Raw genomic sequence first — 16,282 nt, forward strand, 5'->3', positions numbered from 1 at the left:
AATAAGGAGCATTATCAAAACTATTTATATTTATACTCTTGAAAATGAGCTGGATTTATAAAAAGTTTGGATAATGAGAAGGTTTGGATAACAGTTGTTATCAAAACGTTTTGATAACAACTGGGATGCAATCATTTTAACACACGAACAGTTTGGTATGATACCCCAGTCACCCGAAATTCAGCAACGGATATTACAGGCGGAACTCGATAGCGTAGAAGAAAATCTGGAAGTGTTACGGGCACAAGGAAAGGAGATTTCCCGTGCTATGGAAAAAGGTTTAGTTAAAAGACAATTAAACCTTGAAGCCAAATTGGAAAATATAACCTACCAGATTGAGAACCGCAAGGATGACACCGTAGATTTCCGTCTTATGGGTATCGACCACTTGTATGTTGATGAGAGCCACCGATTCAAGAACCTGACCTTTACAACCCGACACGACAGGGTTGCAGGTCTGGGTAATGCCGAAGGCTCACAACGTGCCTTGAATATGCTTTTTGCCCTGCGTACCATTCAGGACAGGACGGGAAAAGATTTGGGAGCCACTTTTCTTTCAGGCACAACCATTTCCAACAGTTTGACAGAGTTATACTTGCTTTTCAAGTATCTCCGGCCGAACGAACTGGAACGACAGGGTATTAATACATTCGATGCGTGGGCGGCAATCTTCGCCAAAAAGTCGATAGACTACGAATTTTCGGTAACGAATGAAATTGTGCAAAAAGAACGCTTTCGGTATTTTATCAAAGTACCCGAATTGGCAGCTTTTTATGCCGAAATAACAGACTATCGTTCTGCGGAGGATATTGGTATCGACCGCCCTGTAAAGAATGAAATTCTGCATAATATTCCACCAACACCCGACCAACAGGAGTTTATACAAAAGTTGGTAGAGTTCGCCAAAACAGGTAAAGGTGAAATATTAGGACGTGCGCCATTATCGGAAAGCGAAGAAAAAGCAAAAATGCTTATCGCTACCGATTACGCGCGAAAGATGTCCCTCGATATGCGACTGATTGATCCAGTTAAATATGGCGACCATGTGGACAACAAGGCTTCCCATGTGGCTAAAATGGTATCAGACTACTACACAAAATTCAAAGACCACAAAGCAACCCAGTTCGTTTTCTCCGATTTAGGCACTTACAAACCCGGAGAATGGAACCCATGCTCCGAGATAAAGCGTAAACTGGTGGATGACTATGGAATCCCGGCTCACGAAATACGCTTTATTCAGGAAGCCAAAACGGATAAGGCTCGTAAAACCATGATTAAGGATATGAACGAGGGTAAAATCCGTGTATTGTTCGGCTCTACCGAAATGTTGGGAACCGGAGTAAACGCCCAGAAACGATGCGTTGCAATCCACCATTTAGATGCGCCTTGGCGACCGTCAGACTTGGAACAGCGGGACGGTCGGGGCATTCGCAAGGGCAATGAAATTGCGAAGCTATATGCGGATAATAAAGTAGATGTACTTATCTATGCTGTGGAAAAATCGTTAGATGCGTACAAGTTCGGTTTACTTCACAACAAGCAGCTTTTCATTCGCCAGTTGAAAAATAATTCACTGGGTAGCCGTACTATCGACGAGGGAAGTATGGACGAAAAAGGCGGTATGAACTTCTCTGAATATGTGGCAATTCTTTCCGGCAATACCGAATTACTGGAGAAAGCACGATTGGAAAAGAAAATCGCTTCTTTGGAATCCGAACGACAGGCATTCATGCGTGGCAAGTCATCATCACGTTACAAATTGGAGGATATTATATCCAATGTAGAGCAAAACAACGGGTTTATTAGCCGTATATCCAAAGATATTGAAGCGTTTAACACCCGTGTTCAGCATCAGCCGGACGGTATTACCCGCCTGAATCCTGTTCAGTTAGACGGATTACAGGGCAGTAACCCAAAAGAAGTCGGGCTGAAGCTAAATGAAATAGCCGACAAAGCCCGCACACATGGAGCGCATGAGAAAATTGGTACACTTTACGGTTTTGATTTAATGGTAAAATCTGAAACCACTAATAAAGATGGCTTCGATGTTATACAAAATCGTTTCTTTATTAAGGGAGAGGGCAATATTCTCTACAATTATAATCACGGGGTAATGGCTACTGATCCGAAGACCGCAGCACAAAATTTCCTGAATGCACTCGATACCATGCCTAAACTTTTGGAGAAGTATCAAGCGGATAATGAGAAGTTGCAAAAGGATATACCTGTACTGAAAGAAGTAGTCGAAGGTACTTGGCGTAAGGAACCGGAACTGAAAACCCTGAAAGACGAGTTAATAAAGTTGGATAGGGAAATTCAGCTCTCACTTACTCCAATCAGTGAAACTGAAGGACAAGCGGAAACTGTACCTGATAAGACTGTTTCTACTACCAATCAGAACCAGTCGCAAGGCAAGACCGAAACATCGACTGTTCGGGATGCACCATTGCCAAATACTTTGCAGGGAGTTAAAGAAATAATGGGCGATAGGCTTGTTATTGCATCGGTGGGTGGTAGTCCGCCGAAAGTGGATAAAAAGGATTCTTCTAAAAATTTCAAACTGTAAAAATAAAGCCCGTGCCTGTCATCACGACGGTACGGGCTTTTGAATATAAATTCATAAAAACTATAAATATGGAAATAGTAATGCCCTCACGGGTTTTTCTTATTGTTGCCCCTTTTCTTGTTAAAGTTTTCCCTGATGAAAATATGAACATCACTTTCTTTGTAGTATGTCTTATGATAAACTGTCTGAAAAGGCAGTTCTCCGGTACTACGATAGCGTTGCAGGGTGCGTTTACTTACATTAAGCAACATGCACAAATCCTGATTATCAAGCAAAATTTCTCCATCTAACATATTCCTACGTTTACTCATTTTATCAAGTATTTTATCTATTTTGTCGAAGCGATCCATGATACGCTCCATCCATGCTTCAAAATTTTCTCTATCTATATACATAGTATTTCGTTTTTAGATGATATGCCCTATCATAAAGTAGTTTTGATTGGACGGATCTTTTATAATTATATCTTTCTCTCGCATATATTTAATATAGCTTTTGGCGGTACGTTCCTTTACATCCATTATCTGCTGTATGCGGTCGCATAGGTCTATATAGGTCAGATGCCTTTGTGAATCGAATATCTCACGGGCAACTGTCGCCAGTTCTTTCTCTTTCCTTTTTTCTTTTTCCTCTCGTGGTTTTTCTCCGATATATATGTGCATACCTAATTCTTTATCCCACGAAAACTGCATTAAAGGAACGTCGAGAGGACTGCCGTCCCTTACTTTGAGCGCCTTCACCACTGATATTGACGGATCGCTGTCAAGTTCTATACTAAGGATTGCAGCAGCTTTGCGTTGTAATTCCGAACCAAGATGCCCACGCAATTTCAAGCCATTGGGTACATAATGAAGCACACATATAATACAGGTACGGTATATTCCTGCCAACCTGTATAGTTCATCCATAATCCTGATGCTTTCAACTTCGTCATTTGCCGATGACACTAAATCTGCTATCCCGTCAATGACAACTAAGCGAATGCCCTCATATTCGTAATGGTACTTATCCATACTCTGAACAATAGCTTGTAACCGTTCTTTTCGGGACATTCCCGTAAGAGAAAAAGCCCGTAGTTCTTCCGGTTTTTCTTCCAGTTTAGCACGCTTTAAAAGATTTGATACATTTTTGAAAAGCTGTACTTCCGATTGTTCCGTATCATAGAGCAAAACCGCTTTATGGTCGGAATTATCCCGTACATCAACGCCTAACGTATCAATGGGACGATTGTCGTTTCTTATCGAACCTGCAATCAGGGCAGCAACATAGTTGCTTTTTCCTGTGCCTTCACCGCCAGTAATACAAAGTATGTTACCCTGTGTGCCCAGTGGTACGTCGCCGGCAGATATAACTTCTTCTGCTTTTGCCGGAGGATTGTTAAAATCAATTTCGCATGATTTCAGCATGGTCATTGTTTCATTATATAGGTTATCAAGAAAATCGAGAAATAATTGTCGGAACTCTTTCCGGCTATTACCCTTACTGAAATAGTCGGTAATATCTTTGTCCTTTTTTTCTCCCGAAAGTGGGAGTACAAGACGTTTAACACCATATTCGGACAATGCCTTTTCATGCTTCACCGCACTATCTGTTCCTGTTTTATCTGCATCATAGAGCAGTACAATATGTTTAAACCGGAATGTCAGTTTGTAGATGATCCCTGTCGGGATTATAGAGGTTTCACTATTAAAGCAGATAGCGTGGAATCCATGAGCGGCAAGTGTCATCACGTCTTTTTCTCCGCCGGTGATAAACAGCGTATCTCCTTTGGCGGGTAATTGCTCCAGTCCGAAACAGTAATTCTCCCCGATATTACCACCATATAAAAAACGGACTTCCGAAAACGGACGGTAAATCTTCACATACCGTTTACTCATATATCCGAAAATAGGCTCATTTTCTGATGAAGTATAGTAGAATGGTTTATTGTCTTTATTTTCGCTTCTAAATTCTTTCAGGGAAACTGTTTTGTAGTATTTCAATATTTCGGGCGTAATACCTGATTGCTTCCAAAAATCCAGTTCTTTTTGAGTGAATTTTTGTTGAATGATATTATACGGTTTGTTTTTGGGTAGTTCAGGCGTAGGCTGTTGTTTGTTCGATGTGATTGGCTGCGGAGTATGAGAGTAATCGGAATCACCCAGTCCTAATGCCATATCCCTGTTTATTGTCTTTAATATTTCGACAAAATCAGCTCCATTGCTACAATCCAAACCGTTCAATCTTCCAACGAAGAAAAAGCAATCGCCACTGTAATCGTCATTGCCGAAATCCTTAATTTTATAAACGCCATTACGACGGTCAAAATATACATTGCACGATGCTTTACGGTCTTCATACAAAGGATTAAGGAAATTACGTCCTGTTTTCCATTGGACTGGGATATAGTGTTTGAATACGTCCAAACCGTTATTCGTCCGTCTTAATAATTCGTCTTTGTTGAGCATGGAGTTTATGATTATTTATAAGGTCATTCATACATTCATCGGTGCTGCGGATTCTTTTCTCAGTAAGCATCCGTTTTATTTCAGCAATGGTATAATATGATTTGCCGGAGATAATGGAATAAGAAATCATCCGGTTACTTCGCAAACGTTGAAGTGTTCGTTCGCTGATTTTGAGAAAGGTGCAAACTTCGTAACTGTCCACCCACATTTCGTCCGGGTTGGTAGTATCATCATCCTGATGATCTATCACGAATTTCGCTATGGCATTAATTTTGGAAACTAATTCTTTGTATGCCTGTGATTCTATTGTAATGACATCCATAATTGCTACTTATTGAATTGATGCAAAGTTCGGAAGTTGCAAAAACGTAGAATGACAAGTTGCTATAACTATTTTTGAAATTTCATTCTAAATATCTAATAATCAGAATGTTTTAGTTTTGTTTTTTTAGGAATGTAAAGTGAGAATCTTTACATTGGGTATTTTTGGAAGAAAAAGACGTAAAAAAGCCCTGAAAATGATAGTTTTTCAGGGCTAAAAGAGGGAAAATCCGTTAAGATAAACTTTATATCATCTTTATATTGATTTTCTCATAACTTATTGATAATGAATTGATTTTTATAATTACTTCTGCTGTTTTTTTATTGACCACCTGACATTTTACCTGTTATCGTCATCATCCATTTTTTTGTTAAGGCTATCTCGCAATGAATCAAGATATAAAGTCCGGCTTTCTTTCCGGTTTCTGATATTCAAATAGATGCGGTAAAACTCTCCGGCATCGGTATTGAAAACATTACAGAAATAATCTATCAACTCTTTAATATCAATGTTTCCATAATTTATGCTTCCTTTTGCATATATAGCATAAATCAGTTCGACAAGTTCTGTTTTAGTTCCTGTCCAAGTATGTTTTATACGGGGAAATTTAGAGTTATCCATTTCGTTTTCAGGATGTTTTTCCAGTTTATTTAATTCAGCATTGAGATAAATACGGAGCATCTCATTGGCTAATATTTTAGAAACTTTGTAATCAAAACTGGTAGAAAAATTATTATCCCTTTCAAAGTAGAAGCAATCTACATTAAGTTCAATATTCGGCTCTACCCGAAGAAAATAATAACGGTCAAGATGAGTCTTCTCTGTCCTGTAATACTGGTAGAAATCTAAGTTTTTATCAAAATAATCTTTTATCCTGTCTAATTCCCTTATTATATAATTTTTCTGTGCCGTATCACTTCCAGTCGGTCGATTAGTTTCTATCTTATAAATCTCCGAGTAATAGATTAATTTGCTGAAAAGTTGGGGTTTGTACTCTTTAAAAAAACATATTTCTTCATCATCACTTTTGAACTTATAATCGTTCAGTTTCATCTTTAGCTGTTGCATAATTCCTTTTAGCAACAAAACTGCTTTTTTAGCTTTTCTTAAAGAGGCTTCTTCTTCCAGTTCAATAGCTTCAAGCTGATCATTCACTTTTTCGATTATAGTATTGACGTGTTTATTCATAAGGCTATATTTTAGGTACAAACCCCAACAGGGCATAATTAAAATTTCATTTTCAAAATCCTAATAGCGTTCAATATCGCCAATAACGATACCCCAACATCAGCAAATACCGCTTCCCATAAGGTTGCAACACCTCCTGCACCCAAAATCAACACAATGAGCTTTACACCAAAAGCCAGACTTATATTCTGTATAACAATTCGGCGTGTAGCTTTGCCTATTGTTATAGCCGTTGCTATCCGGCTCGGTTGGTCTGTCTGAATAATAACGTCTGCCGTTTCTATGGCAACGTCGCTACCCAGTCCACCCATTGCAATGCCTACGTCGCTCATGGCAAGAACAGGCGCATCGTTTATCCCATCGCCTACAAAAGCAATGTTATTACCCGGATCGGACTTCAACTGCTCTACATACTCAACCTTTCCTTCGGGCAGCAGATCGCCATGCGCTTGCGTAACGTTCAACTCTGTGGCAAGCTGCGAAACGATGGCCTGTTTATCTCCTGACAGCATTACAATATTCTTAATTCCTAACTCACGCAAAGCGTTCACGGCTGTAGCTGCATCCTCTTTCGGAGCATCGGCTACCAGAATATATCCGGAATAGATGCCATTGATAGCGCAAACAACAATCGTTTCGGGTATAGTCGCTATTTCCGGCGGGAACTCTACATTGTTTTTTATCAATAATTTAGGATTACCCACAAGAACTATTTTACCATTGATAGAAGCCTGTAAGCCGTGCCCTGCGATTTCATTCACAATCTCCGGCTTAATTACTTCGATATTCTGCTCTTTTGCATATTCCACAATAGCTTTCGCTATGGGATGCGTACTTTGCGTTTCAACCGAAGCCACTAAATTCACAAGGTCTGTTTCGAGCAGAAAATCTGCCGGAACAATCTTTTGTACCTTGAAAACTCCCTGTGTCAGTGTTCCGGTTTTATCCATCACCACCGTATTTACTTTGGTAATGGCTTCCAAATAGTTGCTTCCTTTAAATAGTATTCCTTTACGGCTTGCCGCCCCGATACCACCAAAGTAGCCCAACGGTATGCTGATAACCAAAGCACACGGGCAGGAAATAACGAGGAATACCAATCCACGATAAACCCAGTCGTACAACACAAAATTGAATGCCGGATTAATAGCAGAGTATGCCAGTGGTAATAACACTATAAGCGCAGCCAGTGCCACCACTATCGGAGTATAGATGCGGGCAAATTTGCGTATGAACTGTTCTGCGGGTGCCTTTTTTTCTGTGGCGTTCTGAACAAGGTCAAGAATACGAGCCAAAGCACTCATACCAAATGGTTTCGTTACTTCAATTCTTGAAACATTGTCGGTAAGTATCATACCTGCAAATACGTCCTCATTTTTCCGTATCGTTCTGGGAACACTCTCTCCAGTTAATGCCGAAGTATTAAAAGATGCCGATTCATTCAGTAAAATTCCGTCAAGAGGCACTCTTTCGCCTACCTTGACTTCCACAATATCACCTACATTTACATTCTCCGGCGACATTATTTCAGTTTTATCCATCTTAATAACTGTCGCTGTTTCTGGTCGGACATCAAGTAATGCACTAATGCTCCTTTTTGCACGGTTTACCGCTGCATCCTGAAAGAGTTCGCCTACGGCATAGAACAGCATTACTGCAACGCCTTCGGGGTATTCTCCGATAAAGAACGCCCCGATGGTAGCTATACTCATCAATGTAAACTCGCTGAATACGTCTTTCTGGCGAATGGCTTCCCATGCTTCTTTTATCACCGGTAAGCCTACCGGAATATAAGCGATGATATACCATGCGAGTTGTACCCACTTATCGGCAAAGAACGAAAGCCCGACAGCGGAAAAGATGATGCCTGCAATCAGCATCACAAAGGAGATAGCCGCCCGGATGTAACCTCTTTTCTGTGAGGTATCCATTTCCTGTTTGGTCTTGTCTATAACACAAGCCCCATCATTGCAATTTCCCATAATTATTTTAATTTATCGTTTATACTTCTTTTTATACAATTCCTCATTCAAAAACACAAATGGTAATAGTGTAAACAAAGTCCCAAAGAATAAGACTTCCTTTAACGGCCATCTATGAAAGAAACAATGATGATGGGGACATCTGGTTACATAATACCATAACAAAAAACCTAATGTAATCCCAATGGTTATACTTAACGCTACAATCCATTTTTTTGCTCTTGAACTAATCATTTTTTTCTTTGCAATGACCTTACTCTTTTTTTTCTTTTGCTGTCTTTTCATGACATCATTTTTTAGAGTTCTACGGCTGCAAGTTCGGCAAATGCCAGTTGATAATCCCTTTCGGCTGCAAGCGTCTGGTTTACGTTGTCGTAGTACAATCCCATTTCAACCATGTAATCAAGCAAGGATATTTCACCCGCATCAAGTGCTTTTTTCAACAGGATGGTATTATTTACGTTTGCCAGCGATTTACGATATTTGTCGGCAGTAGTTTTCAGTCCCATTGCTTTGGAATACTGTATTTGCAGTTGGCTGAAAAACTGTTGCTTGGTATCGGCTTCGCGGCTTTGGGCAGCAGCAACAGATGCCTTTGCCTGTTTCACCTGATTTTTATTCGACCATAGCGGTATGGATATACCAAGCGACACACCCTGATACCGTTGTCCGACTACTTTTTCACTCATGTATCCGGCGGTAAACTTAGGCAGGTTCATCGCTTTGCTTAGTGATACCTGTTTCTGGCTTACTTCGATTTCGTTACGCACGTATGCCAACACCGGGTTTTTATCTTCGGCTTGTACATACCAGTCGTTAAAGTTCAACGGAAGCTCACGGCTGCCGTAGTCTGCATCATTAAAGACTACGTCGATACCGCCGTTCAGCCTTTTCAACTGGGCAAGGAGTGCATCACGTTCTACTTCCATGCGCGATATTTCTCCTTGTATGGTAGAAAGGTTCAGGTTTACTTTGTTGTACTCCAAGATACTTACGTCGCCCCTGTCCATACGGTCTTTATAACCTTTGGCAATGGTTTCTGCATGTTCCAGACGCAAATAAAGTTCTTTAAGCAGGGAATTGTAATATATCAGTTCAATGCAGTATTGTTTTGCTTCGAGCAATATATTCATACGGTCGGCTTTGTACTGCCATTCCACAAGGTTGTTTCTACCGTTTGCTAACCGACTTTTCATTCCCGTAATGGTGGGAATGTCGAATGTCTGCGATACGCTAAAATCGGTACGATTACCTATATTTGAAGGGTTACCCCAGAGATAATTGAAGCCCACTTCCGGATCATCAAGGAAGATGCCCGTTTTGTTTTGCAGCTTATCCGCTTCAACTTGTTCGCGGAGGGCTTTCAGGGTTGTATTGTTCTCTTCTATCGAAGACAATACAGGGTTGATATTATTCTGCGCATTGAGCGTTATGCCTGCGAAGAGTACCAACATGGTTATTATGATTGTTCTCATTCTAATTCTAATTTAGTGTTGTTTACTTCAGGTTCCTCGTTGTCCAGAATTTCGGTTTCAACTACTTTCCTGTTTGTAATTAAGTACATGATAGGAATAATAAAGCCGTTGAGCAAAGTCGATGTGAGCAATCCGCCCAGGATAACCTTTGCCATCGGACTTTGTATTTCGTTACCCGGCAAATCACCACCCAATGCAAGCGGTATCAGTGCAAGACCGGAGGTTAATGCGGTCATCAAGATGGGGTTTAGACGGTCTAACGAGCCGGTCATTACCGCATCAAGTTTGCTATACCCCTCTGCCACAAGGTCGTTGTATCGTGAGATAAGCAACATACCGTTACGTGTAGCGATACCGAACAGGGAGATAAACCCGATAATAGCCGGTATGCTCAGAACGCCGTTAGTAAAGAAAATGGCAAACACTCCGCCGATAAGGGCAAGCGGCAGGTTAAGCAGGATAACAACGGACTGGTTTATGCTCTTAAACTGCGCAAACAGAAGCATGAAAATAGCAAGAATGGAGAAGATTGAGGTAATAAGCAGGGTGCGTGATGCTGCCTGTTCGCTCTCAAACTGTCCGCCGTACTCAATATGATAACCTTCGGGCAGTTCTATCTTTTCGTTTACGATGTCCTGAATGTCATTTACTACTCCGCGCAGGTCACGTCCGGCAACGTTAGCCGATATTACAATCTTACGGGCAACGTTTTCCCTATTGATGGTGTTGGGGCCTGTGGACGATGTTATTTCGGCTATATTACTCAATGGAATTTTACGTCCGTTGGCATCAACAATAAGGTTCTTTATCCTTTCGGCTGTTTCACGGCTATCGTCGTTTACTTTTAGGGTAAGGTCGAACGAGCGGTTTTCTTCGTACACCTGTGAAACGACTTCACCTGCGAGCATGACGTTTACAATCTTCGCAAAGTCGGGTAAGGTTATGCCGTATTTCGCCATTACTTCCCTTTTGGGTTCTATCTTCAACTGCGGACGTTCCACTTGTTGTTCTACGTTCAGATCGGCAATACCTTCAATGTCCTGAATGTTTGCTTTTATTTGGTTACCGATGGAGAACATTTTATTGAGGTCTGTTCCGAACAACTTGATAGCGATGTTGGCACGTGTACCGGATAACATAGCGTCGATACGGTGCGAAATGGGTGCGCCTATTTCTATATTCACTCCCGGCAACACTTTTATCTTTTCGCGTATTTCGGCAAGCACTTCATCTTTGGAACGTTTATCGAGGATGAACGGTGCTTCGATTTCCGATACGTTTACACCGAGTGCGTGTTCATCGAGTTCGGCACGTCCTGTTTTCCGTCCTACGGTTTGAACTTCGGGTATGGAAAGCAAGATATCTTCTGCTATACGCCCCATCTTGTCGGATTCTTCAAGCGATATACCGGGCATACTACTGATGCTTACGGTAAATGAACCCTCATTGAATGGCGGCAGGAAGCTACGACCTAATGAGAAGAAAATGATAACGGCAATCACTAAAACAACACCTGTTCCGCCAAGTACCCATTTCTTGTATTTGAGTGTCCATTTAAGGGCTACCTCGTAAACGATTTTCAGTTTCCTTACTATATACGGTTCACGTTCCGGTTTATCATCTTTTCGTGGTTTACCCAACAGGTAGCTACACAATACTGGAGTAAGGGTTAAGGCTACTACGGTAGAAGCTATCAATGCCATAATAAAGGCTACTCCTAACGGTGCAAGCATACGACCTTCCATTCCAGAAAGGAAGAACAAGGGAACGAAGCTGGCGATGATGATAAATGTGGAGTATAGAATTGGCATACGCACTTCTTTGGAAGCATCGAACACGACGTTGAGTACGGTTTTTTGCAGTTCCTTTGGTTTCTGCCTGTTCTCCCGCAATCGCTTGAACACATTTTCTACATCGACAATGGCATCATCCACAAGCGAGCCAATAGCAATAGCCATACCTCCGAGGCTCATGGTATTAATAGTAAGCCCCATGAATTTTAAGGAGAGTATTGCAAAGACTAATGACAACGGTATCGTTACAAGTGATATAATGGTTGTACGTGCGTTCATCAGGAAGATAACGAGAACGATAACCACGAAGATACCCCCTTCGTACAATGATTTCTGTACGTTATTGATGGAGTTGTCTATAAAACGTGCCTGACGAAAGATGTCGGTTGTTATCTTCACATCTGCCGGAAGCTGTTTCTGTAAATCGGCAAGCGAAGCGTCAAGTTTGTCTGTCAATTCGAGCGTACTTGTAGCCGGTTGCTTGGTAACAGTTATCAATACGGCAGCTTTGCCGTCGTTGGATGCCATACCCAGTTTAGGTGCTTTATCTCCTATTTTTACTTCAGCAATGTTTTCTATCAGGATAGGAACATTGTTTACTGTTTTGATAACAGCTTTTCCCAATGATGGTATTTTATTTGTTGAAAGCACGCCACGGATGATAAATTCGTTTCCGTATTCATACAATACACCACCTGCGGCGTTCTGGTTCATTTCGGTAACGACGTCGATTACTTCATTGAGTCCGATGTTGTAATGTTTCATCTTTCCGGGATCGAGCAATATCTGGTATTCCTTGATTTCACCACCGAGAACGGTTACCTGTGCCACTCCACCTGTTGATAATAAACGGGGGCGGATAGTCCAGTCAGATAATGTCCGCAAATCCTGTAATGAGGTTGAATCGGCGGTTACTCCGATAATCATAAGCTCACCCAGTATGGACGATTGCGGCCCCAACGTCGGATTACCAACGTTAGACGGCAACTGGTCATTGACAACGGCTAACTTTTCGGATACAATCTGACGGGCACGGTAGATGTCCGTTCCCCAGTTAAATTCTACCCATACGATAGAAAAGCCTGTGGTAGAGGATGAACGCACACGGCGTACATCAGTAGCACCGTTCAGGGCGGTTTCGACAGGGAAAGTAACGAGCCGTTCGACTTCTTCGGGAGCCATACCTCGTGCCTCTGTCATCACCACAACGGTGGGTGCATTGAGGTCGGGAAATACATCGACTTCCATATTGACGGCTGTATAGGTTCCTGCCAGCATAAGCAGCAGGGATGCCACTAAAACAACGACACGGTTGTTCAGCGAGAATTTTATTATCTTGTTCAACATACTGATTCGTGTTTTAATGGTTAGTGACTATGTCCTTCGGGCATTACTGAAGAAGTTGCTGCCAGTTTCACCTGATATACTCCTTTGGTAACTACTTTGGCTCCGCGTTGAAGACCTGAAAGGATCTGCACTCTTTCGCCGTTATTCTGTCCGAGGGTTACTTCCTGTTTCTTATATTCTTCGTCGCCTATTTGCAGATACACGAAGTTAAGTCCCTGTTCTTCGGTAATAGCAGAAACGGGAACGGATATTACATTATCCTGTAAGGTCGAAAGCAGATATACTTCGGTATATGCTCCGGGAATAATATCGCCCACGTTATCAAACTCGAATGTAACAGGAATATAGAAAGATTGGTCAGTGGATGCTTTACCGAAAGATAAAAGCCGGCCGTTAAGTTCCGAAAGTTTATATACCTGATTGTCATAGGCAGGCTTAAAGTTAGCACTACTGATGCTTTTAAGTATCTTGAAATTGTTCTCTGATACTTCGGCTCGTAGCTGCAAACGCCTATTCTGCGATACAGTTGCAATGGGCTGACCTACTGAAACGTATTCCCCCTGTGCAACAAGCCTGTTCTTAATATATCCGGCAATGGGAGCTGTAACGCTTACCCCGGTGGCTGTCATATTGCCTGCCTGTGCCTGATATACTGTTTTCGCTGTTTCATAACGCAAACGAGCCTGTTCAAAGTCCTTAGCGGAAATAATCTGGTCTTTTACCAATGATTCGGCACGTTGGAACTCTTTCTGTGCAGTTTCGTATTCAATCCGCGCTTTTACGGACGGATCGCCTTCCAACAGTTTCTTTGCTGAAATAGTTACAATGGATTGTCCGGCTTGTACGGCTGTACCGTCTGTTATGGACGGATTGGTGAAAGATACAATACCGTTGGAAGTAGCTGCAATAACAGCTTCATCACCCTGCGAGGCTTGTATCTGTCCACTGGTTTTAATGGAATTGTAGAAACTACCAAGAGCAACGGTTTCTGTCTTCAATCCAACAAGTTGCGCTTGCTGTTTGGTGAAAAGTATTTCATCCGAATGGCTGTCTTCCATTGCTTCTGCTCCGTGGTCATGTCCGTCGCCCTCGGAGTGCTTATGATCTTTCTCGTTAGCGTGGTCATGCCCATCGCCGTCAGTATGTTTATGTTCTTTATCGTTTGAATGGTCATGTCCATCACCTTCGGAGTGTTCATGCTCTTTCTCATTAGAATGGTCATGTCCATCACCATCAACATGCTCATGTTTATCACTTGATTTTTGATTGTTTTTTCCCTGACCGGAATTGCATCCGGTTAATAATATTGCGATAACAACGAATAATCCTATTATGTACGTTTTCATTTTATTTTTTAATTATTGGGGGAAGTAAAGCATATCCTGATATTTGCTTTGCTTCTCGTGAGAAATATTGATTTTTATGGGTTGATATGTATATACCAATACCCTATGCCTTGAACATATCCAAATGCACAAAGCAGCATGACTTACAGCCTGTAAGTCAAAACATCAGGAAATTATGGAAGGAGGGGCGCGTAAACCGTGAAATTGGTTTGCTTCTGCGGATTTATAGAATGAAATAAATTCTCCGTACTCAAAGTCGGAGGTTGATTCTCCCGAATCGTAGATTAAGAAATCCGCAGCTAAAAAGAATATCGGGAATAAATGTGTAAGATCATGGTTTTGACAAGAAGAAACCTTGCACTTAGTTTCATTTGTCGTTTTGGGTGAAGTATATTTAGATTCAGCAATACAAGATTGTTCATGGTCACTGTCATTAGGTAACTCACGATGGTCTGTATGTTCATCGTTTACCTGATTATCCTGTTCGCATATCTCCATAACAATACACACCAATCCCTCATGATGATGATGTGGTACTATTGCAAGTATCAGTAATACTAAACTTGACAATGCAACAAACGATATGGAAATAATTCGTTTCACTAAATCTTTTTTTACCTGTGCAAAGATAAAATAAAAAGTCATGCAACTAAGTTGCAATCTTATCACATTTTCCGCAATAGCCTTTAATTACGAAATTAACGCTCTCCAATTCCATATTTCCCGGTAGTTCTATTTGAGGAACAGGCACGTTTTCCAAACAAAATGCCTTTTTACAGTAGTTACAGTAAAAGTGTAAATGATAATCACCTTCACTACAACCGCAATCCTCCTGACAAACCGAATATTTAACCGAACCTGATCCGTCGTCAAATTTATGAATCAGCCCATTATCATTAAAGAGGTGAATTATACGAGAAATAGTCGATTTATCAATGCTCAATAATTTTTTCTCTAAGTCCCCTAAACTGAATGCTTCGGTGAACTTTAGCATTGTATCCCATACTAAAATCCGTGTAGATGTGGGCTTTATGCCTTTTCCTTCTAATAATTTTATGATAAAATCGTCCACGTATTTCAAAGATTATTTATGTTATTTATTCTATAACAAAAAGGATGTGTCAAATGATGCTGATTTTAAAATCACTGCACATCCTTTTTGCATATAATATCTTAATTATGATGGTTGCCCTTATTATGAGAGCCATCGGCACTTCCATTGTGATTGTGGCTCTTATCAGTACAGGTATTCACATCATGATTTTGTTCCCCATTGTGATTATGACTTGCATCAGTGCAAGTGTTCACATCATGGTTTTGTTCTCCATTGTGATTATGGCTTGTATCTGTACAAGTATTCACATCATGGTTTTGTCCGTTATTGTGATTATGGTTTGCATCAGTACAAGTATTCACATCGTGGTTTTGTGTGTTGTTATGATTGTGGCTTACATCCATGCAGGTATTGGAATCATGGTTATTTCCTCCATGTCCTGTGCCTGTGCCATTGTGATGGGTACCGTCATGTTTAATTCCTGAATGTTGGGAATTTGTACAAACCTGATGTGTTCCGTCTGCAAGTATATCGCAGTTTTCGTGATTTCCGGCAGCACACTGATTCAGCACGCTGCTTTTGTAGATATCGCCATTTGAAAAACCGAGTGTAGATGCACGAAGCTCCAAACTTTGATCTATATCTCCAAAGTTGCTATCATCATCCTGGCTACAAGAAACGAATGTGATAACCGATGCGAGAACCGCTAATGAATAAAATACTCTTTTCATATTCCTTTATTGTTAAAATGTTATATGTTAA

At 41.0% G+C, this 16,282-nt stretch carries 12 protein-coding genes and 1 pseudogene; 1 reads left to right on the top strand and 12 read right to left on the bottom strand.

Features of this window, described 5'->3' with window-relative positions; translation table 11 throughout:
* Nucleotides 1-112 precede the first annotated feature (112 nt).
* Nucleotides 113-2,566: pseudogene (locus tag D0T87_RS16145) on the top strand (helicase-related protein); the annotation flags it as partial.
* A gap of 86 nt (nt 2,567-2,652) precedes the next feature.
* Here the strand turns inward: D0T87_RS16145 and D0T87_RS16150 are convergent.
* The 12 genes from D0T87_RS16150 to D0T87_RS16205 form a co-directional block, all read right to left on the bottom strand.
* Nucleotides 2,653-2,961, bottom strand: a complete 309-nt coding sequence (locus D0T87_RS16150; RefSeq protein ID WP_129733338.1) for a helix-turn-helix domain-containing protein — start codon at nt 2,959-2,961, stop codon at nt 2,653-2,655.
* A 12-nt stretch (nt 2,962-2,973) separates the two neighbouring features.
* Complete coding sequence (locus tag D0T87_RS16155) at nt 2,974-5,013, bottom strand: AAA family ATPase (RefSeq protein ID WP_163176179.1); 2,040 nt, start codon at nt 5,011-5,013, stop codon at nt 2,974-2,976.
* Entirely contained in the window at nt 4,976-5,335 is a 360-nt protein-coding gene (locus tag D0T87_RS16160; protein ID WP_129733340.1) for a helix-turn-helix domain-containing protein, read from the bottom strand. The genes D0T87_RS16155 and D0T87_RS16160 overlap by 38 nt, the downstream gene beginning before the upstream one ends.
* A 339-nt stretch (nt 5,336-5,674) precedes the next feature.
* Nucleotides 5,675-6,523: an RteC domain-containing protein gene (locus D0T87_RS16165; protein ID WP_163176180.1), complete on the bottom strand. Its 849-nt coding sequence runs from the start codon at nt 6,521-6,523 to the stop codon at nt 5,675-5,677.
* Between the two features lie 38 nt (nt 6,524-6,561).
* Entirely contained in the window at nt 6,562-8,505 is a 1,944-nt protein-coding gene (locus tag D0T87_RS16170) for a heavy metal translocating P-type ATPase (protein WP_129733342.1), read from the bottom strand.
* 12 nt (nt 8,506-8,517) lie between these two features.
* Entirely contained in the window at nt 8,518-8,790 is a 273-nt protein-coding gene (locus tag D0T87_RS16175; protein WP_129733343.1) for a hypothetical protein, read from the bottom strand.
* Nucleotides 8,791-8,801: 11 nt separating this feature from the next.
* Nucleotides 8,802-9,980, bottom strand: a complete 1,179-nt coding sequence (locus D0T87_RS16180) for a TolC family protein (RefSeq protein ID WP_129733344.1) — start codon at nt 9,978-9,980, stop codon at nt 8,802-8,804.
* Nucleotides 9,977-13,120, bottom strand: coding sequence for an efflux RND transporter permease subunit (locus D0T87_RS16185; RefSeq protein ID WP_163176181.1), 3,144 nt, complete (start codon nt 13,118-13,120; stop codon nt 9,977-9,979). The genes D0T87_RS16180 and D0T87_RS16185 overlap by 4 nt, the downstream gene beginning before the upstream one ends.
* Nucleotides 13,121-13,140: 20 nt before the next feature.
* Nucleotides 13,141-14,466: an efflux RND transporter periplasmic adaptor subunit gene (locus tag D0T87_RS16190; RefSeq protein WP_129733346.1), complete on the bottom strand. Its 1,326-nt coding sequence runs from the start codon at nt 14,464-14,466 to the stop codon at nt 13,141-13,143.
* A gap of 165 nt (nt 14,467-14,631) precedes the next feature.
* Nucleotides 14,632-15,069, bottom strand: coding sequence for a DUF6769 family protein (locus tag D0T87_RS16195; RefSeq protein WP_129733347.1), 438 nt, complete (start codon nt 15,067-15,069; stop codon nt 14,632-14,634).
* 46 nt (nt 15,070-15,115) lie between these two features.
* Nucleotides 15,116-15,538 carry a Fur family transcriptional regulator gene (locus tag D0T87_RS16200; RefSeq protein WP_129733348.1) on the bottom strand — a complete coding sequence of 141 codons (423 nt, stop codon included), beginning with the start codon at nt 15,536-15,538 and terminating at the stop codon, nt 15,116-15,118.
* 101 nt (nt 15,539-15,639) lie between these two features.
* Complete coding sequence (locus D0T87_RS16205) at nt 15,640-16,251, bottom strand: hypothetical protein (RefSeq protein WP_129733349.1); 612 nt, start codon at nt 16,249-16,251, stop codon at nt 15,640-15,642.
* Nucleotides 16,252-16,282: the final 31 nt, after the last annotated feature.

It is taken from the genome of Bacteroides sp. 51, from assembly GCF_010500965.1.
Taxonomy (GTDB): Bacteria; Bacteroidota; Bacteroidia; order Bacteroidales; family Bacteroidaceae; genus Bacteroides.